This window comes from Marinobacter excellens LAMA 842 (genome assembly GCF_001574445.1).
Classification (GTDB): Bacteria; Pseudomonadota; Gammaproteobacteria; order Pseudomonadales; family Oleiphilaceae; genus Marinobacter; species Marinobacter shengliensis.
Window position 1 is genome coordinate 76,090 of the sequence record NZ_LOCO01000010.1, and the last position, 20,874, is coordinate 96,963.

The 20,874-nt window shown below is 59.0% G+C and carries 21 protein-coding genes; 5 read left to right on the forward strand and 16 right to left on the reverse strand.

Features of this window, described 5'->3' with window-relative positions; genetic code table 11:
- Window positions 1-13 precede the first annotated feature (13 nt).
- From J122_RS10590 to rpoE, 5 genes are all read right to left on the reverse strand, one after another.
- Window positions 14-1,492: a DegQ family serine endoprotease gene (locus tag J122_RS10590; RefSeq protein ID WP_061332279.1), complete on the reverse strand. Its 1,479-nt coding sequence runs from the start codon at window positions 1,490-1,492 to the stop codon at window positions 14-16.
- A gap of 81 nt (window positions 1,493-1,573) precedes the next feature.
- Complete coding sequence (locus tag J122_RS10595; RefSeq protein WP_061332280.1) at window positions 1,574-2,023, reverse strand: SoxR reducing system RseC family protein; 450 nt, start codon at window positions 2,021-2,023, stop codon at window positions 1,574-1,576.
- Window positions 2,020-3,072, reverse strand: coding sequence for a MucB/RseB C-terminal domain-containing protein (locus J122_RS10600; protein WP_156471747.1), 1,053 nt, complete (start codon window positions 3,070-3,072; stop codon window positions 2,020-2,022). The genes J122_RS10595 and J122_RS10600 overlap by 4 nt, the downstream gene beginning before the upstream one ends.
- Before the next feature lie 16 nt (window positions 3,073-3,088).
- Window positions 3,089-3,652, reverse strand: a complete 564-nt coding sequence (locus J122_RS10605) for a sigma-E factor negative regulatory protein (protein ID WP_061332281.1) — start codon at window positions 3,650-3,652, stop codon at window positions 3,089-3,091.
- Between the two features lie 15 nt (window positions 3,653-3,667).
- Window positions 3,668-4,357 carry an RNA polymerase sigma factor RpoE gene (gene rpoE / locus J122_RS10610; RefSeq protein ID WP_061332282.1) on the reverse strand — a complete coding sequence of 230 codons (690 nt, stop codon included), beginning with the start codon at window positions 4,355-4,357 and terminating at the stop codon, window positions 3,668-3,670.
- 139 nt (window positions 4,358-4,496) lie between these two features.
- On the opposite strand from rpoE, the gene nadB reads away from it, so the two are divergent.
- The 5 genes from nadB to J122_RS10635 all read left to right on the forward strand — a co-directional run bounded on the left by nadB (window position 4,497) and on the right by J122_RS10635 (window position 8,813).
- A complete protein-coding gene (gene nadB, locus J122_RS10615) occupies window positions 4,497-6,104 on the forward strand; it encodes an L-aspartate oxidase (RefSeq protein WP_178338774.1) in 1,608 nt (535 codons plus the stop codon).
- Window positions 6,105-6,147: 43 nt separating this feature from the next.
- Entirely contained in the window at window positions 6,148-6,420 is a 273-nt protein-coding gene (locus J122_RS10620) for a succinate dehydrogenase assembly factor 2 (RefSeq protein ID WP_061332284.1), read from the forward strand.
- Window positions 6,404-6,865, forward strand: a complete 462-nt coding sequence (locus J122_RS10625) for a hypothetical protein (RefSeq protein ID WP_061332285.1) — start codon at window positions 6,404-6,406, stop codon at window positions 6,863-6,865. Before J122_RS10620 ends, J122_RS10625 begins: the two co-directional genes overlap by 17 nt.
- Before the next feature lie 28 nt (window positions 6,866-6,893).
- Window positions 6,894-7,877, forward strand: coding sequence for a YgfZ/GcvT domain-containing protein (locus J122_RS10630; RefSeq protein WP_082780557.1), 984 nt, complete (start codon window positions 6,894-6,896; stop codon window positions 7,875-7,877).
- A gap of 102 nt (window positions 7,878-7,979) precedes the next feature.
- Window positions 7,980-8,813: an HDOD domain-containing protein gene (locus J122_RS10635; RefSeq protein ID WP_058091731.1), complete on the forward strand. Its 834-nt coding sequence runs from the start codon at window positions 7,980-7,982 to the stop codon at window positions 8,811-8,813.
- Window positions 8,814-8,981: 168 nt separating this feature from the next.
- Here J122_RS10635 and ung read toward each other — a convergent pair whose 3' ends face one another.
- The 11 genes from ung to rimM form a co-directional block, all read right to left on the reverse strand.
- Complete coding sequence (ung, locus tag J122_RS10640; RefSeq protein WP_061332287.1) at window positions 8,982-9,716, reverse strand: uracil-DNA glycosylase; 735 nt, start codon at window positions 9,714-9,716, stop codon at window positions 8,982-8,984.
- 4 nt (window positions 9,717-9,720) lie between these two features.
- A complete protein-coding gene (gene lysS, locus J122_RS10645) occupies window positions 9,721-11,256 on the reverse strand; it encodes a lysine--tRNA ligase (protein ID WP_061332288.1) in 1,536 nt (511 codons plus the stop codon).
- A 51-nt stretch (window positions 11,257-11,307) separates the two neighbouring features.
- Window positions 11,308-12,403 (reverse strand): peptide chain release factor 2 gene (gene prfB / locus J122_RS10650; RefSeq protein WP_156471748.1). Its coding sequence is split into 2 segments (ribosomal slippage): window positions 11,308-12,330 and window positions 12,332-12,403, totalling 1,095 coding nucleotides; the frame shifts between segments, so codons are not numbered across the junction.
- A gap of 345 nt (window positions 12,404-12,748) precedes the next feature.
- Window positions 12,749-14,482, reverse strand: coding sequence for a single-stranded-DNA-specific exonuclease RecJ (gene recJ / locus J122_RS10655; protein WP_061332290.1), 1,734 nt, complete (start codon window positions 14,480-14,482; stop codon window positions 12,749-12,751).
- Between the two features lie 6 nt (window positions 14,483-14,488).
- A complete protein-coding gene (thrC, locus tag J122_RS10660) occupies window positions 14,489-15,889 on the reverse strand; it encodes a threonine synthase (RefSeq protein ID WP_061332291.1) in 1,401 nt (466 codons plus the stop codon).
- An 11-nt stretch (window positions 15,890-15,900) separates the two neighbouring features.
- A complete protein-coding gene (locus tag J122_RS10665) occupies window positions 15,901-17,202 on the reverse strand; it encodes a homoserine dehydrogenase (protein ID WP_061332292.1) in 1,302 nt (433 codons plus the stop codon).
- Window positions 17,203-17,345: 143 nt separating this feature from the next.
- Window positions 17,346-18,080 (reverse strand): thioredoxin fold domain-containing protein, encoded by a 735-nt coding sequence (locus J122_RS10670; RefSeq protein ID WP_061332293.1) that lies wholly within the window; start codon window positions 18,078-18,080, stop codon window positions 17,346-17,348.
- 90 nt (window positions 18,081-18,170) lie between these two features.
- Complete coding sequence (gene xerD, locus J122_RS10675; RefSeq protein WP_061332294.1) at window positions 18,171-19,076, reverse strand: site-specific tyrosine recombinase XerD; 906 nt, start codon at window positions 19,074-19,076, stop codon at window positions 18,171-18,173.
- Between the two features lie 98 nt (window positions 19,077-19,174).
- Entirely contained in the window at window positions 19,175-19,531 is a 357-nt protein-coding gene (gene rplS, locus J122_RS10680) for a 50S ribosomal protein L19 (protein WP_022988899.1), read from the reverse strand.
- Between the two features lie 25 nt (window positions 19,532-19,556).
- Window positions 19,557-20,315: a tRNA (guanosine(37)-N1)-methyltransferase TrmD gene (trmD, locus tag J122_RS10685; protein ID WP_061332295.1), complete on the reverse strand. Its 759-nt coding sequence runs from the start codon at window positions 20,313-20,315 to the stop codon at window positions 19,557-19,559.
- A 3-nt stretch (window positions 20,316-20,318) separates the two neighbouring features.
- Window positions 20,319-20,846 (reverse strand): ribosome maturation factor RimM, encoded by a 528-nt coding sequence (rimM, locus tag J122_RS10690; protein ID WP_061332296.1) that lies wholly within the window; start codon window positions 20,844-20,846, stop codon window positions 20,319-20,321.
- Window positions 20,847-20,874 lie beyond the last annotated feature (28 nt).

Genomic DNA, 20,874 nt, shown 5'->3' on the forward strand with positions numbered 1-20,874 from the left:
GTTTTCTAGGGTGTCAGGGCTTCATCACCAGATAGATGGCACGGCCCTGGCGGACGATTCTGACCGAAACCGCCCGGTTTGACGGCAGCTTCCGGGTGGCATTCCGGAAATCCTCCACTGAGCGTACCTGTTCGCGATTGATCTCGGTGATGATGTCTCGGGAACGGATCCCAGCTTCCGCTGCGGGCCCCTGACCTACCCGAGTCACCAGCACGCCACCTTGAACACCGGCAGCACTGGCTTGCTCCGGCGTCAGGGATTCAACCGCCAGGCCCAGCGGGTCCTGTGACGGCGCATTGTTTTCACCAACCACGGGGTCTGAGCTGTCATCGCCATCTTCCGGCAAGCGGCCGATGGTCACATCCAGCTCAATTTCCCGACCACCCCGCAGTACCGTCAGCCGAGCCGATTCGCCCACCGGCGTCCGGCCCACCAGCGGCGGCAGGTCTGATGACAACTGAACCGGCTCGCTGTTGTATTCCAGCACGATATCTCCGGATTCCAGGCCTCCCTTCTCAGCCGGCGACCCCTGCATGACTTCAGCAATCAGCGCGCCCCTCGGGCGTTTCAGGCCAAAAGATTCCGCCAGGTCCCGGTTTACTTCCTGAATCAACACACCAAGCCAGCCCCGCGCAACGCTGCCCTTGTCCCGGATCTGGTTGAATACGTTCATCGCATCGTCAATGGGAATGGCGAAAGAAACCCCCATAAAACCGCCAGAGCGGGTATAGATCTGGGAGTTGATACCCACTACCTCACCATCAAGATTGAACAGTGGCCCACCGGAGTTGCCGGGGTTGATTGCCACGTCTGTCTGGATGAATGGCACGTAGTTTTCGGAGGGCAATGAACGGCCAAGGGCGCTGACAATGCCTGCCGTAACCGTGTAGTCAAAACCGAACGGAGAGCCGATAGCAAACACCCATTCGCCAACCTTGAGGTCACGTGAACGCCCCACCTTGACCACGGGCAGATCCTCACCGTTCTCGATCTTCAGCACGGCCATGTCTGAACGGGGGTCGGTGCCAACAATCGTGGCCTGAAACTCACGGCGGTCGTTCAACCGCACTATGACCTCGTCAGCACCTTCCACTACATGGTTGTTGGTGAGTACATAACCGTCTGTTGACACAATGAAGCCAGAGCCCATGGAACGCTGGGGCTGCTGCGAACGGGGCGAGCCGCCGAATGGTGATTGCGGGCCACGAAAAAATTCCTGAAGGAACGGCGGCAACTGCTCAAGCTGCCTTTCATCGAACGGCGATCCCTGGAAACGGGAGCCCTGATTACGCGGCTCACTTGTGGTGCTGATATTCACTACCGCGCTGGAGTTCTCTTCAACCAGTTCGGTAAAGTCCGGCAAGCCGCGCGCGGCGAGGGACTGGCTCCAGAAAACTGAAACCATGACGGAAAGCATCAGTAGGGCCGCCCAGTAGTGTCCTGCGCTCCGGACTGGAGCAAGACGGGCAACCTCTGTGTTTGATCTCGGCATGTGGACCCCCGTGTTCTGCTTGTAATCACGTCGTAATTCTGGGGCCGGAAACCCGTTTTTCAACTTACAAAACGGTAGGGTTCACAGACATGTCACGGAATGAGTGCTGTTCACCCTGATCAGCCGCGGCTGGTATTTATCACCACTCCGACGCTGCCATCGACGTACCCACCAGAATCCTGCCCCCAGCCCTGCAAGAGCGCCCAAGATGGCCGCAGCGTCAGTACCACCCAACCATCGATAACCGGCGATACTGGCCAGCACCATCATCAGCAGCGGAGCACCGTACACAGCCAGGGATGCCGCAAGGAGTGACTGTTCATCGATACCGATCACCACCTCATCCCCAACCCTGGCACCCACGGTATTCGCCACCAGAACCTGATTTGCTCGCCCTCCGGATACCTTGGCCAACGCCCTCTGGCCGCAACCGGCCCTGGCGGAGCAGCTCTGACAGGCACTGACACGGATGGTTTGCACCCAGACGCTGTCGCCACTCAGGGCCACCACTTTGCCAGTCTCGGTGATCACAGGCCTGATAACTCCAGGGCCAGGGCGTCATCTATTTCAACGGCATCTGCCACTTTCCGGGCAGTACGCGGGGGAATCTCGCCCACAACGGCAACCAGGAACGGTCTGTCGGCGACCAGGATCTCGCGCATGTATATGGTGGTTGCCCCCACCCGCGAGGCCCCTGTCGGCATTTTCAACTGGCCAACCGGTTCGACAAACACCGAAAACGCTGCCAGGCCATCCGAGAAAGCGACGGCTTTGCCCTTGCCAGACCGCGGCGCGGCCGCTGGTGCGAAGCCCTCCGGCCGCCAGTTGAGAGTCCAGCCGCTCATGCGGCCGACCACCGATTGCTGAGGGTCTCTGGTCGCCAGCGTGCGGGTTATTTCGCGCCCCTGGGTCTGTATTTCCAGCTCCTCGTCGGCGATCTCATCGGTAATTTCGAGACTGGTAAACTGAAAGTGCTCCAGCACTTCCCCATCACCATCGCGCACCTGGCTCTTGACCAGCAAGCCGGTGTCTTTCTCCATCCACAGCCGATGGCTGTATCGCTCGTCATCACGGGCGGTTAACGCAATGGTCACCACGTCATAACCGGCGATGCGATCTTCACCCGCAAGCTCTGAGCGATACCATTGCCCAAACGGCATCAGCTGACTGGTGAACGCCTCGGCAAACGGGCCAGAAGGAATAACTTCGTTAAGGCTCACCCGACCACGGTCAGGGAGCACACAAACCACATTCATGCCTTTACGGACAATCTCGCCACTGCCGCCATCCTGCATGACCAGTCGCTCTTCCACCTGGCCATCCCGAAAACGATGGGCAATCTTCATGGAATGGACCTGATCCCCACGGGCATAGACGAAGACACCCCGGTAAGAGGTCATGTTCAAAGCCGGTCCCAGGCGCTCCAGCCACGACATCGCATCAGCGGGATCCGCAGAAGCAGGTTCGTTGCTCGTCTCAGCATTGGCTCCGTGAACAGGCAGCATGATCAACATTCCGGCAAGCACACCGGCGAACACGCTTCGGCCCAGGGACACCAGGCTGCTCACCACCCACGTCATCGGCCGTTCCCCAACGTCAGTAGCCACTGCTGGCACTCACCAGCCGGGCATAACCAACAGAACCCCGGCCTGCGCCAACGCTGTTATGCTGCGCGTGTTCGAGCATAAACTGGCGCATCTGTTTAAGCTGTTCTTCGTCCAGGCGCTGCAAGGCAACTTCCTCTACCCTGGCAGACAAAGCCAGTGCATCCTCATCAGACAGCTCAGTCACTGCCACCGCAGCCACCGGCTCCTGGGTTTGCCCATCCCATCCGGCGCCGGCGCCAAATCCGATGACCAGAGCCATAACGACCATCGCCGCCACCGGCCATCGCCAGTAGGAGCCTGCGGCAACCTGAGTCTTGAGCCTTGAAGGTTCAGGGCGTACATGACCATCGAGGGCCTCACGTACAGCCACCGCCACATCGACGCTCTCTTCAGGGCCATGACTTTCATGCATGAGGTCACGAACCTGTTGCCAGCGTTGCCACTGGTTTCTGACCTCATCCTGATTACCATGAGACAACAGGCGACGAACCGATAGTTCATCTGCTTCGTCGTCCATCATCGCGGACAGGGTTTCTCTGAGACGCTCATCCATCGGATGCAACCTCATTTACGTCACTGAATGATTGAGCAAGGGACCCAAGTGCCGGTCCACTGCATCCCGGGCCCTGAATATCCGCGACCGAACGGTTCCGATCGGGCATTCCAGAATCCGGGCGATATCCTCATAACTCAGGCCATCATATTCCCTGAGCAGAAAAGCGGAACGAAGTTCCTCAGGCAGGCCTGCTATTGCTTCCGACAGTGCTTTTTGCAGCTGCTCCCGCTGCAACAGCCGCTCTGGAGAAGCGACATCCCGCAGCCGACCACCATCGTCAAAGTTCTCTGCATCCGCTGAGTCCGCCGAGCCCTGCGGCCGGCGACCACGGGCTTCCAGATAGTTCTTGGCGGTGTTAACGGCAATCCGGTACAGCCAGGTGTAGAACGCGCTGTCGCCACGAAACCGCTCGACCGCCCGGAACGCTTTGACAAAGGTTTCCTGGGTCAGGTCCATTACTTCCTGGCTGTCGTAGACGTATCGACTGATGATGGAGGCCACCCGCGACTGATACTTGACCACAAGCAGATCAAAGGCCGCACGATCGCCATTGCGAACCTTGCGCACCAACTGCAGATCCGTCTGACTGTCGGTCTGCTCACCCGGTTTCCAGTCGTTATCAGGAGTCATGGACGACGTAACAGAATGTCCTGTCTTGGTGGCCAACGGAGTGGCCTTGATAAGATTTGCTGCTTGTGTCATTCGGCTCTTCCGGCGTTCGATCATGAACCCATGGTCCTGGACAGCAACCGGCGGGCGGCTTATCCATCAGGCCAAATAGACAGCAAGCGTAAAGTTTAGTTCAATACACGTCCACATTATGGCCCGCGATAACGACTCAATGCCACAGTCCTTCGAATACGACGTTCTCATTATCGGCAGCGGCGCTGCCGGCCTGACCGTAGCGCTCAATCTGCCGGAGCACCTCAGCGTGTGCGTGGTCAGCAAGGCAGACATCAGTTCCGGCGCCACACTCTGGGCCCAGGGCGGCATTGCTGCGGTGATTGATGATGCCGACTCCGTTGAAAACCATATCCTGGATACCCTCAACGCCGGCGGCGGCCTGTGCCATGAAGATGCCGTGCGCTTTACCGTGGAGCACAGCAAAGAGAGCATCCAGTGGCTGATTGATTCGGGCGTAAAGTTTACCCGCCAGGACGACAGCGAAGACTACCACCTGACCCGGGAAGGTGGCCACAGCCACCGGCGCATCATCCATGCCGCCGACGCCACCGGCCATGCGGTGTCGACCACACTCGCCAGCCAGGCCCAGGCTCGCCCCAATATTGATCTTAAAGCGGGCCGGGTAGCAGTAGACCTGATCACCAACCGCAAACTCGCCCTGCCAGGCAACCGATGCGTAGGCGCTTACATACTGAACCTGGAAGACAACCACGTAGAACTGTTCCGCGCCCGGTTTACCGTGATTGCCACCGGCGGCGCCTCCAAGGCCTACCGATACACCACCAATCCGGACGGTGCATCCGGCGACGGCATCGCCATGGCCTGGCGGGCCGGGTGCCGGGTGGCCAACATGGAATTCAACCAGTTTCACCCCACCTGCCTGTACCATCCACATGCCAAATCGTTTCTGATTACCGAAGCGGTTCGTGGCGAAGGCGGCGTGCTGAAACTGCCAGACGGTAGCCGATTCATGGACCGGTTCGACAAACGTGCCGAACTGGCGCCCCGGGATATCGTCGCCCGGGCCATCGACCATGAAATGAAACGCCTGGGTGCGGACCATCTGTACCTGGACATCAGCCACAAACCGGCGGATTTCATCAAGCACCACTTCCCCACCATTTACGAAAAGTGTCGGGAGTTTGGCATCGACATCACCAGGGAGCCCATTCCGGTGGTGCCGGCCGCCCATTACACCTGCGGCGGTATTGTCAGCGACGAACGGGCTCGCACCGACATCAACCAGCTGTATGTGGTGGGCGAAGCTGCCTTCACCGGCCTGCATGGTGCCAACCGCATGGCCAGCAACTCCCTGCTGGAATGCCTGGTGTACGGACGCGCCGCTGCCGCCGACATTGCCCGGCGGGAATCCGACATACCGGAGCCGCCCGTCGCACCAGACTGGGATGAAAGCCAGGTACGGGACTCCGATGAAGACGTTGTGATTTCCCACAACTGGGACGAATTACGTCATTTCATGTGGGACTACGTGGGCATTGTGCGCACCACCAAACGTCTGCAGCGGGCCAAGCACCGGGTGGATCTGCTGTCCAGGGAAATCGGCGAGTTCTACAGCAATTACCGGGTTACCAATGACCTGATCGAGCTGCGTAACCTGGTGACGGTTTCCGATCTGATCATCTGCTCGGCCCTGCAGCGAAAGGAAAGCCGCGGCCTGCATTACACACTGGACTACCCGGGCCTGCTGAACGATCCGCAAGACACGGTTCTGGTACCCACCACTTATCGCACGCTGTCTCCCTGACGGGCTGACAGGGAGACTCCACTCTTTTTCAAGGCAACCGACTATGTCAGACACCAATGCGTCCAACGACCATACCGAATTTCACCGCCTGTGGTGGCACAGCCGCCGGGGCATGCTGGAACTGGATGTTCTGCTGCTGCCCTTCCTGGAGGAAGCGTACCGGGATCTCGAGCCGGACGACCAGGCCCGATACAAGAAACTGCTGAGCTGCGAAGACACCGATATGTTCGAATGGTTCATGCAACGCAGCCGGCCGGAAGACCCGGATCTTCAGCGCATCGTTGACATCATCCTGAACCGTGTCCAGCCGGATTGATCTGACTCTATCCCCCTCCGGCATCACGGGCCTGCTGGCCAGTGCACCCTGGATACTGCTCAGCGCTTTTGCCATTGGTGCGGCACTGGAAACCAGCCTCTGGTTACTGATGGTAGGGCCGGTCACTATCGCTTTCGCCTGGCGAAACTTCCGGCGCTATGGCCTGTTACGCAGCCCCAGGGCCGTTAAGGCCCTGCGCACCGACAGCGGCGGCATAACCTGCCAGTTCGGCGATGGCCACGAGACACCCGTTCGGGTCTGCGCCTCAAGTACCCTGGGTGCGTCCTGCCTGATCTTGAAACTCCACCCCCAAGACTCCAGATCAGGTAGCATCATGGTAATGATTACCGGCAAGATCGGGCCATTCCAAGCCAATGCTCCCGAGCCTGAGTTCCGACGCCTGCGGGTATGGCTGAGAATCGGCCATACTCGTAACGCACACTGAACTCCGCTGACCCAACATGGAGATCACGATGAACCCCACGGAAAACCCTCGGCCACACTATTCGTCTGACGCCGGGTACACCCAGCTCACCAACAGACGGGTGGTACGCATCAGCGGCCCCGGTGCCGACAAGTTTGTCCAGGGCCAGTTTTCCCAGCATGTGGATGAGGTGACACAGACCCAGTCTTTGCGGGCAACCGCCTGCACACCCAAGGGACGAGCTTACTGCGTGACCCGCATGGTACGGCATGGCCAGGACCTGTTGATGGATCTGGATGCCGAGCTGGCGGATGACACCCTGAGCCACCTCCGCAAGTACCTGATGCTGTTTCGTGGGACCAGCATGGACGTGCTGCCTTCCGCCCGAATCCTTGGCCTGACCGGTAAACCAGCCGCCATCACTGCCTGCGGCGACGCAGCCGAATCGCTTTCCCGGCCGGGGCAGACGCTGGCCACCGGTTCCGGAATCCTGATTCGAATCGAGGATACCAGTGACCAGACGGCCCGCTACGAATGGTGGCAGCTCGAGGGAGATCAACCGCTGCCGGAGGAACTGCCCGAGTTGCCCATGGCACACTGGAACGCTGCCAGCATTTCCGCCGGCGTGCCCTGGCTAACGGCCCAGACCCGGGAGGCCTATGTTCCGCAGATGCTCAACCTGCAACACCTGCAAGGCGTTCATTTCAAGAAGGGCTGCTACACCGGCCAGGAAGTAATCGCCAGAATGCACTTTCTGGGGCAGCTCAAGAAGAGCTTGTTCCGCTTGCGTTTTGAGGGTTCCGACACTGCGCCGGAACCCGGCACCAGGCTGCTGTGCGAGGGCAAGAGCGTTGGCGAGGTAGTTAACGCAGAGCTCACGTCTGAACAGGCGGGTGAGATGCTGGCGGTTATCCGGCACGACGCTCAGCAAGGCACCCTGGCCCTGGAAGGCATGAACACGGTGACCGTGACTATGCAACCGCTGCCTTACCCGGTGCCCGAGCAACAGCCCGCAACGCAGGCAGATACATAAGTTGACAGGAAAAACCGGAAAAATTTGCTATAAATTAAACCACATACCGGTTTACCCCGTGCGCGCGAGCAGCGCACCCAGACAAGCGGAACGTTACTGACCATGGCCAACATTGTAGATACCATCAAGGCTGACCTGACCGACGCCATTGAGAATGACAAACTGGTGCTGCCAACCCTGCCGGAGGTGGCGCTTCAGGTTCGGGACATCGCCGAGTCCGAAGACTCGGCAATCGCTGACCTGGTCAAGGTCATCAGTAACGACACAGCCCTCTCTGCCCGGATTATCCGCGTGTGCAACAGCCCGCTGTTCCGGGGTAGCCGCGCGATTGAAAACCTGAACATGGCGGTCAGCCGCCTTGGCATGGCCTACACCAGCAACCTGGCCATGGGTCTGGCCATGGAGCAGATGTTCCAGGCCACCTCAGACATGGTCGACAAGCGCCTGCGCGCCACCTGGCAAACCAGCACTGAAGTGGCCGGCGTGTGCCACGTTCTGGCCCAGCATTACACCAAGCTCAAACCGGATCAGGCCACGCTGGCAGGGCTTGTTCACCTGATTGGGGTGCTGCCGATTCTGCGCTATGTGGAGGACCGGGACATCCAGATCAGCAGTATCATGCTGGATAATGTGATTGATCAGCTGCACCCGCGCATTGGTGCGCTGATTCTGAAGAAGTGGGATTTCCCGAGTGATCTTCAGAATGTGCCGCTGGAGTATGCCAATTTCCAGCGTGAGGTGCCGGCGGCGGATTATGCCGATTTGGTGATGGTGGCGAATTTGCAACTGGTGGCGGGTACGGATCACCCGTGGACGGAGATGGACTGGAATACCATTCCTGCCTTTGGGCGTTTGGGGTTGGATCCGAATATCGACATGAGCGAGGAGGAGGATCTCAACGCTCAGATGGAAGCGGCGATGGCGCTGCTTCAGTAAGCTTCACATCACCCATAGAATCAAGGAGCTTGACGCCCGTCTTTACGGCGGGGTTGAGCTCCCAAAACACGCTGTGAATACTTCCCTGTACGCTCTGCTCCGCCATCCCTGGCTCCGCAAGGTTTTGTGAGCTCAACCCCGCCGCAAAGACTACTTCCAAGAGAGCCTTCAGCTCTTCGCATATCTATGGATAAGCTGCACTTTATCTGGCAGAGCCCAATCAACTTGAGCTATTCCCTGTTTCTGCAGCCAGTCATTAGCTTGCGAGAAGTGCTGACAACCGAAAAACCCTCGATAAGCACTCAGCGGTGACGGGTGCGGTCCTTCCAGAACCAGATGACGATTGCGGTCAATGTGCCGGCCTTTCTTCCTGGCGTAGCTGCCCCAGAGCAGAAACACCACGCCCTCCCGCTCCCGGTTGACGGTTTCGATTACTTTGTCGGTGAAGGTTTCCCATCCCTTGTTCTGGTGCGCACCGGCGTTGCCCTGTTCGACGGTGAGCACCGCGTTCAGGAGCAATACGCCCTGTTCTGCCCAGGGTTGCAGGCAGCCGTGGTCTGGCGGGGTGATGGCCAGGTCGGTTTCGATTTCTTTGAAGATGTTCACCAGCGACGGCGGTGTAGGCACGCCCGGTCGGACGGAGAAGCAGAGGCCGTGGGCCTGGCCGGGGCCGTGGTAGGGGTCCTGGCCGAGGATGACGACTTTGACCTGGTTCAGCGGTGTGCTGTTCAGGGCGTTGAAGCAGTGTCTCTGCTCCGGGAACAGTACTTTGCCCGCCTGTTCCTGGGCGGCCAGGAATTCGGCCAGTTGCAGCATGTAGGGCTGGCGGAACTCGTCCGCCAGCCAATCATCCCAGCCGCGGCCGGGCTTCAGTTGTTGAGCCAGTGCCTCGGCAGGGTGCATGGGCTTACTCGCTTTCCGGTTTCTGTTCGGCTTTGTGCTCCGGGCGCATGGCCGGGAACAGGATCACGTCGCGGATGGACGGCGAGTTGGTCAGCAGCATGGCCAGGCGGTCGATACCGATGCCCTCACCGGCGGTAGGCGGCAGGCCGTATTCCAGCGCCATCACGTAGTCGTCGTCGTAAAACATGGCTTCGTCGTCGCCGGCGTCTTTCTCGGCCACCTGGGCCTGGAAGCGTTCGGCCTGGTCTTCGGCGTCGTTGAGCTCGGAGAAGCCGTTGGCGATTTCGCGGCCGCCGACGAAGAACTCGAAGCGTTCGGTGACGAACGGGTCGCTGTCTTTGCAACGGGCCAGCGGAGAGATCTCTTTCGGGTACTCGGTGATAAAGGTGGGCTGCATCAGGCGATGTTCGGCCGTGGCCTCGAAGATCTCGATCTGCACCTTGCCCAGGCCCCAGATGTCCTTCACGTGGATACCCAGGTTCTTCGCCACGGCACGGGCCTGTGCGTCGTCTGCCAGTTGCTCGCGGGTGATGTCTGGATTGTAGCGCAAGATGGCGTCTACCACGGTCAGGCGCTCGAACGGCTTGCCGAAATCGTATTCGATGGTTTCTTCGCTACCGTCTTTCAGCACCCGGGTGTTGATCACCGTGGTGGTACCCAGCACCTTCTGGGCGATGGTGCGCAGCATGTCTTCGGTCAGGTCCATCAGGTCGTGGTAGTCGGCGTAGGCCTGGTAGAACTCGACCATAGTGAACTCGGGGTTGTGCCGGGTCGACAGCCCTTCGTTGCGGAAGTTGCGGTTTATCTCGAACACCCGCTCAAAGCCGCCAACCACCAGGCGCTTGAGGAACAGCTCCGGGGCAATGCGCAGGTACATGTCGATGCCCAGGGCGTTGTGATGGGTCACGAACGGACGGGCGGTGGCGCCGCCGGGGATCACCTGCAGCATGGGGGTTTCCACCTCCATGAAGTCACGCTCGGTGAAGTACTGGCGCATGGTGTTGATGATCTTCGACCGGGCGTGGAACACGCGGCGGCTGTCTTCGTTCACCATCAGGTCCACATACCGGTGACGGTAGCGGGCTTCGGTGTCGGTCAGGCCCTTGTGCTTCTCCGGCAGCGGGCGCAGAGACTTGGTCAGCAGCACGTAGTCTTCCATGGTGACGTACAGATCGCCCTTGCCAGACTTCGACAGGGTACCGCGCACGCCCACGATGTCGCCCATATCCCAGTGCTTGGTGTCTTTCTGGACATCCTTGGAGGCATAGATCTGGATGCGGCCGGTCATGTCCTGGACCACCTTGAACGCCTTGCGGTCGAGCATCATGCGGCCGGCAATGGCCACCTTGATGCCCAGGGACTCCAGCTCTTCCTTGGATTTGTCACCATATTTTTCCTGCAGCTCGGCAGCGGTGGCATCGCGACGGAAGTCGTTCGGGAACGGATTGCCCTGCTCACGCATGTTTGCCAGTTTGGCGCGGCGCTCGGCAATCAGCTTGTTGTCCTCGGGCTGTGCAGCGTTCTGGGTGTGTTCAGTCATTTTGGCTCACTAAGAAGTCGGGATTGTCCGGGTGTGGGTGAATGGCGCTGATTACAGCGCCATCTTCAGACTGGCTTCAATAAACTTGTCGATGTCACCATCCAACACCGACTGGGTGTTGCTGGTTTCCACCTTGGTGCGCAGGTCCTTGATACGGCTGTCATCCAGCACGTAAGAGCGGATCTGGCTACCCCAGCCGATGTCAGACTTGGAGTCTTCGGCTTTCTGTTTCTCTTCGTTGCGCTTCTGCATTTCCAGTTCAAAGAGCTTGGCCTTGAGCTGCTTCATGGCCTGGTCTTTGTTCTGGTGCTGGCTTCGGCCGGCCTGACAGGCCACCACAATGCCGGTGGGGTTGTGGGTCAGTCGCACCGCGGATTCGGTCCGGTTAACGTGCTGACCACCAGCACCGGAGGCGCGGTACACGTCGACCCGCAGATCCGCCGGGTTGATTTCGATTTCGAAGCTGTCGTCCACTTCCGGTGACACAAACACGGAAGAGAAGGAGGTGTGGCGACGGTTGCCAGAATCGAACGGGGATTTGCGCACCAGGCGGTGTACGCCGGTTTCGGTACGCAGCCAGCCGTAGGCGTAGTCGCCCTGGATGTGAATGGTGGCACTCTTGATGCCGGCCACTTCACCTTCCTGCAGTTCAACGATTTCAGACTTGAAACCACGGCGCTCGGCCCAGCGCAGGTACATGCGCAGCAGCATGTTGGCCCAGTCCTGGGCTTCGGTACCGCCGGAGCCGGCCTGGATGTCCAGGTAGGCGTTGTTGGCGTCCATTTCACCGGAGAACATGCGGCGGAATTCAAGTTTTTCCAGCTCGCCATCGAGGCTTTCCAGGTCGGCCTGAATTTCGTCGACGGTGCCTTCATCATCCTCTTCCACGGCCATGTCGAGCAGACTCTCGGCATCGCTCAGGCCGTTGGTGAGGTTGTCGATGGTTTTGACGATCAGTTCAAGATCGGAGCGTTCTTTACCCAGGTTCTGGGCCCGCTCGGGATCGTCCCATACGGTGGGGAGTTCGAGTTCTCGTTCTACTTCGACCAGTCGTTCACTTCGCTGATCGTAGTCAAAGATACCCCCTCAGCGCTTCGGTGCGCTCGCGAAGCTCTTTGATCTTCGTCACTATGGGATTAATTTCCATGAAACCTTGTCTCGCTTTGGAAAATGGGGCGATAAAAACAGAGGGCGGATTCTACCGGAATTTGTGGGTTAAATCAGCTATTCATGGCTTGGAGTAAGCACCGTGCGAGGTAGGGCTTTCCGAGATCAGTGCAAGCACAGGGTGGCTGGTAGCCTTTCCGGGAGACGCTGTAAATACGTCCATGTACGCTTAGCGAAAACATCCCTGTTTTCGATACTCCCGGAAAGGCTACCAGCCACCCTGCGCCCATAATGCGTTCGGGGCGCCCACACTCGACGGATTCAAAGGGGTCTGACCCTCGGGGTCAGACCCCACCCTTCTCTAGCGCCAATCTCCAAAGAGAGTTCAGCCCAATGGCTCCAGATAATCCACCAACAACTGAAGGTTGGTTCTCCCCCGAAAGGTATTGGCATCCGGCTTGTAAACCACCCGCGCCCCACTCCGGGTAAAGTCCGGCACTTCCGGGCCGGTGTTGAACGCAATGCCATCAATAATGCCGCCGCCCTCAAACGGCTGAAGCACCAGCTTCAGGTGGTTCTCGCCCACAATCCGCTGGCTCACCACTCGGAATTCGCCGTCAAACACCGGCTCCGGAAAATGCTGGCCCCAGGGGCCGGCCCTTTTAAGCAGGTAGGCGGTGTCGAGCTTCAACTCTTCCGGGCCCAAAGGGCCGTCGGTGGTGATGGCGGCTTCCAGGTCTTCCGGTTTCAGGGTATCGCGCACGGCCTGGTCGAAGGCGTTGCTGAAACGTTCCAGGTCGTCCCGGGCGATGGTCATGCCGGCGGCCATGGCGTGGCCGCCGTATTTTTTCATCAGGCCCGGGTTTTTCGCGTCGACCACGGCCAGGGCGTCGCGGATGTGCAGGCCGGGGATAGAGCGGGCGGAGCCTTTCAGGTGTTCGCCGTCGTCATCGGGGGCGAAGGCGATGGTGGGGCGGTGGGTCTGCTCGCGGATTCTGGCGGCCAGGATGCCGATCACGCCCTGGTGCCAGTCCTGGTCGAACAGGGCCAGGCCCCAGGGCAGGCCTTCGATGTCGAGGGACATGGAGGCAAGCAGGTCCTGGGCCTGGGTTTTCATGTCTTTTTCGATGCTGCGGCGTTCGCGGTTGAAGTTGTCCAGTTCCCGGGCCAGGCGCAGGGCTTCGTCGCGGCTGTCGGCGAGCAGGCAGGCGATGCCGATGCTCATGTCGTCCAGTCGGCCGGCGGCGTTCAGGCGTGGGCCCACCACAAACCCCAGGTCCGCGGCGCTGATTTCAGTGTAGTCGCGGCCGGCGACTTCCAGCAGTGCCAGGATGCCGGGTCGGGCTTCGCCCTTGCGGATACGGCGGATGCCCTGCTCCACGAAGATCCGGTTGTTGTGGTCCAGCGGCACCACGTCTGCCACAGTGCCCAGGGCCACCAGGTCCAGCAGGCTGCCCAGGTTGGGTTCCGGGTCTGGCAGCCGGTTATTGTCCCGCAGGTATTTGCGCAGGGCGGTGAGCACGTAGAACATCACGCCAACACCGGCGGCGTTCTTGCTCAGGAATGGGCAACCAGGCTGGTTGGGGTTAACGATGGCGTCAGCGTCTGGCAGTTCGTCACCGGCCAGGTGGTGATCGGTGATGACCACCTTGATGCCCAGTTCCCGGGCAGCACGCACACCTTCGATGGCGGAAATACCGTTATCGACGGTCACCATCAGATCAGGCAGGTCGCCTTCTTCCTGTAACCGGTGAATGATGCCCGGCGTCAGGCCGTAGCCATCGGAGAAGCGGCTGGGCACCCGGAAATCAATGGCTACAACACCGAGCATGGACAGCCCGAGCATGGCGACGGCAGTGCTGGTAGCGCCATCGGCATCGAAATCCCCCAGCACCATCACTCGCTGTTTCTGGGCAATGGCCTCGGCCAGCAGTTCAACAGCGCGATCAATACCACGCAACTGCAGGGGTGAAGCCAGGTGTTTCAGGGTGTACTGGAGCTGGTCGTCGGATTGCACACCGCGGGCGGCGTACAAACGGCGAAGGATGGGCGGCAAGTTTTGCCCCCAGCCCGTCACTTCAGACGGCTGGGGGCGACGCAGGATCTTTTTGGGAGTCATGCCGGATCAGGCGTTCTTCCAATGCTTGGCGATAAAGCCCTGCACCTCGGACACGTTGTTATCCAGCACGGTGTAGCGCTCTTCCCGCTCAAACAGGTCTGCCATGTGGGCCGGCAGTTGCGGCTTCACAACCAGGCCAGACTCGGAGATGGCGTCCGGGAACTTGGCCGGGTGGGCGGTACCCAGGGTAATCATCGGCACAGTGCTGTCGCGGCGGCAGTTGCGGGCAGCGCGCACGCCGATGGCAGTGTGCGGGTCCAGCAGGTATTCGTTCTTCTCGTAGATGTCCCGAATGGTGTCGCAGGTGGTTTTGTCGTCCACTGCGTCGCTGTCGAACAGCTTGCGGGCGTGCTTCCAGCGGTAGTCTTCGATGCTGACCGGACCCTTGGCTGCCCGCTCCAGCAGGTCTTTCACGGCAGCACCATCACGGCCATGCAGGTCAAACAGCAGGCGTTCGAAGTTGCTGGAAACCATGATATCCATGCTTGGCGACAGGGTATGCTCCAGCTGGTGCTGCTCATACTTGTTGCCGCTCATGAAGCGATGCAGGATATCGTTGCGGTTGGTGGCAATCACCAGCTGGCTGATGGGCAGGCCCATCTTCTTGGCCAGGTAGCCGGCAAAGATGTCACCGAAGTTACCGGTGGGCACCGAGAACGCCATGCTGCGGTCCGGGCCACCCAGCGCCAGGGACGCCTGGAAGTAGTAAACGATCTGGGCCATGATCCGCGCCCAGTTGATGGAGTTCACCGCCGCCAGCTGGGTTTTGCCGCCCAGGAAGGACTGGTTGCCGAAGCTTTCCTTGACCATGCGCTGGCAGTCATCGAAGTTACCCTTGACCGCGATGTTATGGATGTTGTCACCCTGCACCGTAGTCATCTGCCGGCGCTGTACTTCCGATACTCGCTGGTACGGATGCAGGATAAAAATATCCACATGCTCGCAACGGCGGCACCCTTCGATGGCGGCAGAGCCGGTATCACCGGAGGTGGCACCCATGATCACCACGTGCTGCTTGCGCTTCTCGAGGACGTAATCCAGCAGTCGACCCAACAGCTGCAGGGCAAAGTCCTTGAACGCCAGCGTGGGGCCCCGGAACAGTTCCATCACCCACTCATTGGTGTCCAGCTGCACCAGGGGCGCGACCGCCTGGTGACTGAATACGCTGTAGGTTTCGCCCAGCATCTTGCGAAAATCATCCGCCGGAATGGCGTCTTCCACAAACGGGTACATCACCTTGTAAGCCAGCTCTGCATAAGGGAGCCCACGCCAGCTGCGGATTTCTTCCACACTGAAGTGCGGCAGTGATTCCGGCACATACAGGCCGCCGTCTGTGGCCAGGCCAGTCAGAAGAACGTCTTCAAAGCCCAGAGCGGGCGCTTCACCCCGTGTACTGATGTATCTCACGTGCGTACCTGTCAGTTAAAGTTTTCAGCGCGAATACGGACAACCTTGCCATCGATGTCGGCCAGGGCTTCCATTTCCTCGATGGCCAGGTTCATCTGGCGTTCCTGAACCGTGTGGGTCAGGATGATGACCGGGATGCGGCCATCCTTGAATTCGGACTCTTTCTGCATGATCGACTCGATGTTGATGCCATGCTCACTCAGGATCGCGGCAATCTTGGCCAGCACACCCGGATGGTCAAAGGCCTGAATACGCAGGTAGTAAGCCGACTGCACATCTTCCATTGGCAGGACCGACAGGTCTTCCAGAGCCTCCGGGCTGAAGCCCAGATAGGGAACACGCTGCTGACTGTTGCTGGCAACCGCGCGGGCTACGTCAACGATGTCTGCGATCACCGCAGATGCTGTGGCCTCGTCACCGGCACCAGGGCCGTAGTACATGGTCTGCCCTACCGCATCGCCATCTACCAGCACCGCATTGAGCACGCCATCCACCTGGGCAATCAGGTGACTTTGCGGCACCAGCGTTGGGTGGACACGCAATTCAATACCGTCATCACGGCGACGGGCAATACCCAGGTGCTTTACCCGGTAGCCGAGGAGCTCCGCATGGGAAATATCGTAAGGCGTAATGCCGGAAATGCCTTCGGTGTAGGCTTTCTCGAACTGCAGCGGAACGCCAAAACCTGACGCTGCAAGGATGGTCAGCTTGTGGGCTGCATCGATACCTTCCACATCGAAGGTCGGGTCTGCCTCTGCGTAACCCAGGGCCTGAGCTTCCTTAAGCACTTCACCAAATTCACGACCTGCGCGCATCTCGGTCAGGATGTAGTTACCTGTGCCGTTGATGATGCCGGCAATGGTGTCGATGCGGTTGGCCGCCAGGCCTTCACGCACCGCCTTGATCACCGGAATACCACCGGCAACGCCGGCTTCGTAGGCGACAACAACGCCGGCTTTCTCGGCCGCCTCAAAAATCTCGTTACCGTGCACGGCAATCAGCGCCTTGTTGGCGGTAACCACATGCTTGCCCTGGGCAATCGCGGCCAGTACCAGCTCTTTGGCGGCATCATAGCCACCAATCAGCTCAACCACTATGTCAATGTCAGGATCATTCACCACATCGAAGATGTCGGTGCTGAAAGGAACGCTGCCAAGCTCCAGGTCATCCCGGCTATGGCGACTGGCCACCCGGGTAATCCGGATATTGCAGCCCGCACGCCCCGCAATAATCGCGGCATTGCGAGTCAGGACATTGAATGTACCGCCGCCAACGGTTCCCAGTCCGCAAATTCCGACATTAACGTCTTTCAAGCTCTCACCTCTGATCCCGATGGGGTGCTGATGGATTGCAACAAAGGGCAATAGTATACCGATTCGGGGCCCTCTGAATAAGCCCTGAATCCGTTGCAGTTAACACGATAAACGTCGGAGCTGTGCGACAGCTCCGGGGAAAATTACAGAATCCCGAGACCTTCGGCCAGGTTTCGCGCAGGTACGTAGCCCCGGACCATGTTACCGTCTTCGAGAAGAATGGCCGGCGTACCGGTGACCCCTACCTGGCCACCCAGGCGGTACTGTTCCTCGACCGGGTTATCACAGCTTTTCTCGGGCACGGACTTTCCACCCTTGGCTGCGTCCATCGCCTCCTGCTGATCCTCAGCGCACCAGACCGACACGTACTTTGTGAACGAGGGAGTTCCAGGGCCGGAACGAGGGAAACCATAGTAGTTCACGGTGATGCCATAGTCGTTTAACTGCGGCACTTCATCGTGCATTTTCCGGCAGTAGGGGCAATCAATGTCGGTAAACACGTCAATGACCGCCTTCTGCTCACCCTTCGCCGGGTAGGTAATCACACCCTTGCCGGCAAACGCCGCCATCTGCTCTTGCCGCTGCCCGGCCCGCGACGCCTCTGACACGTTAGCTATACCGTTGTCGGTAATCTTCAACAGATCTCCGGTCAGCAGGTATACACCGTCGGCCGTGGTGTAAATGGTGTCGCCATTGTTGCTTTGCACTTCGTAAAGACCAGCCGCCTCCGATTCCCGCACCGAGGTCACTTTCAGACCAGGAACCGCATCCATCAGGCGCTTGGCAATTCGATCCTCGGCGTCGGCAGCACTCGCCCCGGAAACCCAGGTCAGCGACATCACCAGACCCGCCACAACGGCCACAATATTCAGATTCATAGGGTTAACTTACCTTCTGTGTTTGTAATTTCGAAACCTTGTGATGCGACACCGCCACTCAGCAAAAGTTCATCCGGCTAACATACCAGATTAGCCCCGGGGATGGTGTGCCTGGTGCAAATCCTGAAGCCGCTGGCGCGCCACATGGGTGTAGATCTGAGTCGTCGAAAGATCGGAATGCCCCAGCAGCATCTGCACCACCCGCAAATCAGCGCCGTGATTAAGCAGATGCGTGGCAAAGGCATGGCGCAGGGTATGCGGAGAAATAGGCTTATGGATGCCTGCACGAATTGAATAATGCTTGATTCGGTGCCAGAAGGTCTGGCGAGTCATGGCCGCGGCCCGATTACCGGGAAACAGGGCGTTACTGCTTTTGCCCTTCAACAACTCGTTGCGGGCCTCTTTCATGTAGCGAACCAACCAGTCCACGGCTTCTTCACCCAAGGGCACTAGCCGTTCTTTGCCGCCTTTACCACTGATGCGGACAACCCCTTGACGCAGATTAACCTGATCAACCGTCAACCCGGTCAGCTCAGATACCCGCAGTCCGCAACCGTACAGAATTTCCAACATGGCCCGGTCGCGCAGCTCTATTGGCTCCTGCGGGTCCGGCTCTGTGAGCAAGGCATCCACATCATCTTCAGTCAGGGTATCCGGCAGCCGCCGGGGCAACCGCGGGCTGTCGATTCTGAGGGTGGGATCTTCGGCAATCAGGCCTTCACGCAGCAGGAAGCGATAAAAACGACGAATGCCAGACAACCGCCGGGCTGCAGTACTGGTTTTGAGGCCATCCGCAAGCCCTCTCGACATCCAGGCCAGAAGATCGGTGCGCCTGGCATCACGGAGTACTGGGCTACCTGGCTGGGTCTGCAACCAATCGGCCAGCCTGAACAAATCACTGGCATAGGCTTGACGGGTTTTCTCACCCAGGCCATCTTCCAGCCAGATGGCATCGGAAAACCGGGTTATCAACTGCTCATCGTCTGGCCGGGGCAAGATGACACCTCTTCACTGGCTGCCTGTCGGCATTACAGCATAAAAAAAGCAGCCCCTCGAGGCTGCTTTTTTTGTTACTGATCAGCCAGAAGCTTGAATCAGTTAAGCTTTTCCTTGATACGAGCTGCCTTGCCAGACAGATCGCGCAGGTAGTAAAGCTTGGCCTGACGCACGTCACCGCGACGCTTCACGCTCACGCTGTCAATCAGCTTGGAGAAGGTCTGGAAAGTACGCTCAACGCCCACGCCGTAAGAGATCTTACGAACAGTGAAGGAAGAGTTCATGCCACGGTTGCGCTTGCCGATAACCACGCCTTCGAACGCCTGCAGACGCTCACGGTTACCTTCAGTTACGCGAACCTGAACAACCACGGTGTCACCCGGCGCGAACGCAGGGATTTCCTTGGTCATCTGTTCTGCTTCAAGTTGACTGATGATGTTGTTCTTGCCGCTCATCGTAATGCTCCTGATACCCAATCTTTCAATGCCCTGATGACTCAGAGACACCCGGTTCGTTAAAAATTTCTTCCAGAAGCTGACGCTCTTCTTCCGTAAGCACCCGCTTTTCCAGCAGGTCGGGGCGTCGCTCCCGGGTTCGCCTCAACGATTCTTTCAATCGCCAACGCCGGATCTGTTCATGGTGACCGCCCAAAAGAACTTCCGGCACCGCCTGACCTTCGTAAACCTCGGGCCGGGTATAGTGCGGACAATCCAGCAAACCGTCAGCGAAGGAATCCTGCTCCGCTGACTGCGCATGACCCAGCGCTCCGGGGATGAGGCGTGTTACCGCATCAATCACAGCCATCGCCGCCAGTTCGCCGCCTGAGAGGACAAAATCCCCCAGAGACACTTCCCGGTCGACTTCCGCCGATATCAGGCGCTCATCTACGCCTTCATAACGACCGGCAACGAGAATCAGCTGCTGTTCGGCGGCCAGAGACTCCACCACCGACTGATCCAGCCTTTCACCTTGCGGCGAAAGGTAGACCACACAGGCCTTGCCGGGTGCCGATGCCCTGGCCTCATGGATGGCATCCCTGAGAGGCTGAATTTTCATCAGCATTCCGGGGCCGCCGCCATAGGGCCGGTCATCCACCGTGCGATGTCGGTCGTGGGTATAATCCCGGGGATTCCAGCAGTTGAAGGTCAGTAACCCTTCACGAACTGCCCTGCCGGTAATACCGTAATCCGTCACCGCAGAAAACATTTCCGGGAACAGACTGACCGCGCCAATCCACACCCGTCAGAACTCCGGATCCCAGTCGACCACCATGCGCGAGTTGTCCAGATCTACCCCGTGAACCACCTGATCAGGCAGATAGGGGATAAGCCGTTCGCGCTGGTCAATGGAGCTCGCCGTTGCGCGCACCACCAGGACATCGTTGGAGCCTGTTTCCAGCAGGTGATGCACCTTACCCAGGCACTCACCCTCAACCGTGAACACTTCAAGCCCCTCCAGCTGGTGCCAATAGAATTCCCCTTCAGGCAATTCCGGCAACTGCTCGGTTGGAACCCGGATCTCGGCACCGCCATAGGTACGGGCCAGCTCACGATCATCAACACCTTTAAGCCTGACGACGATCCCCTGCCCTTGGCGGCGACCCTCCTCAAGCTTTACCGGGATACGCTTACCGTCCAGGACCAGGGTCCAGTCACGATAAGCCAGCATCCCTTCCCGGGGATCAGTATAAGAGAAGACTTTAAGCCAACCCTTGACCCCGAACACCGAGGTGATCTGGCCGATCACAGTTTCCTGTGGATGCTGTGTCATGCCTGTCAAACCCCGGTCTTTACGTGCA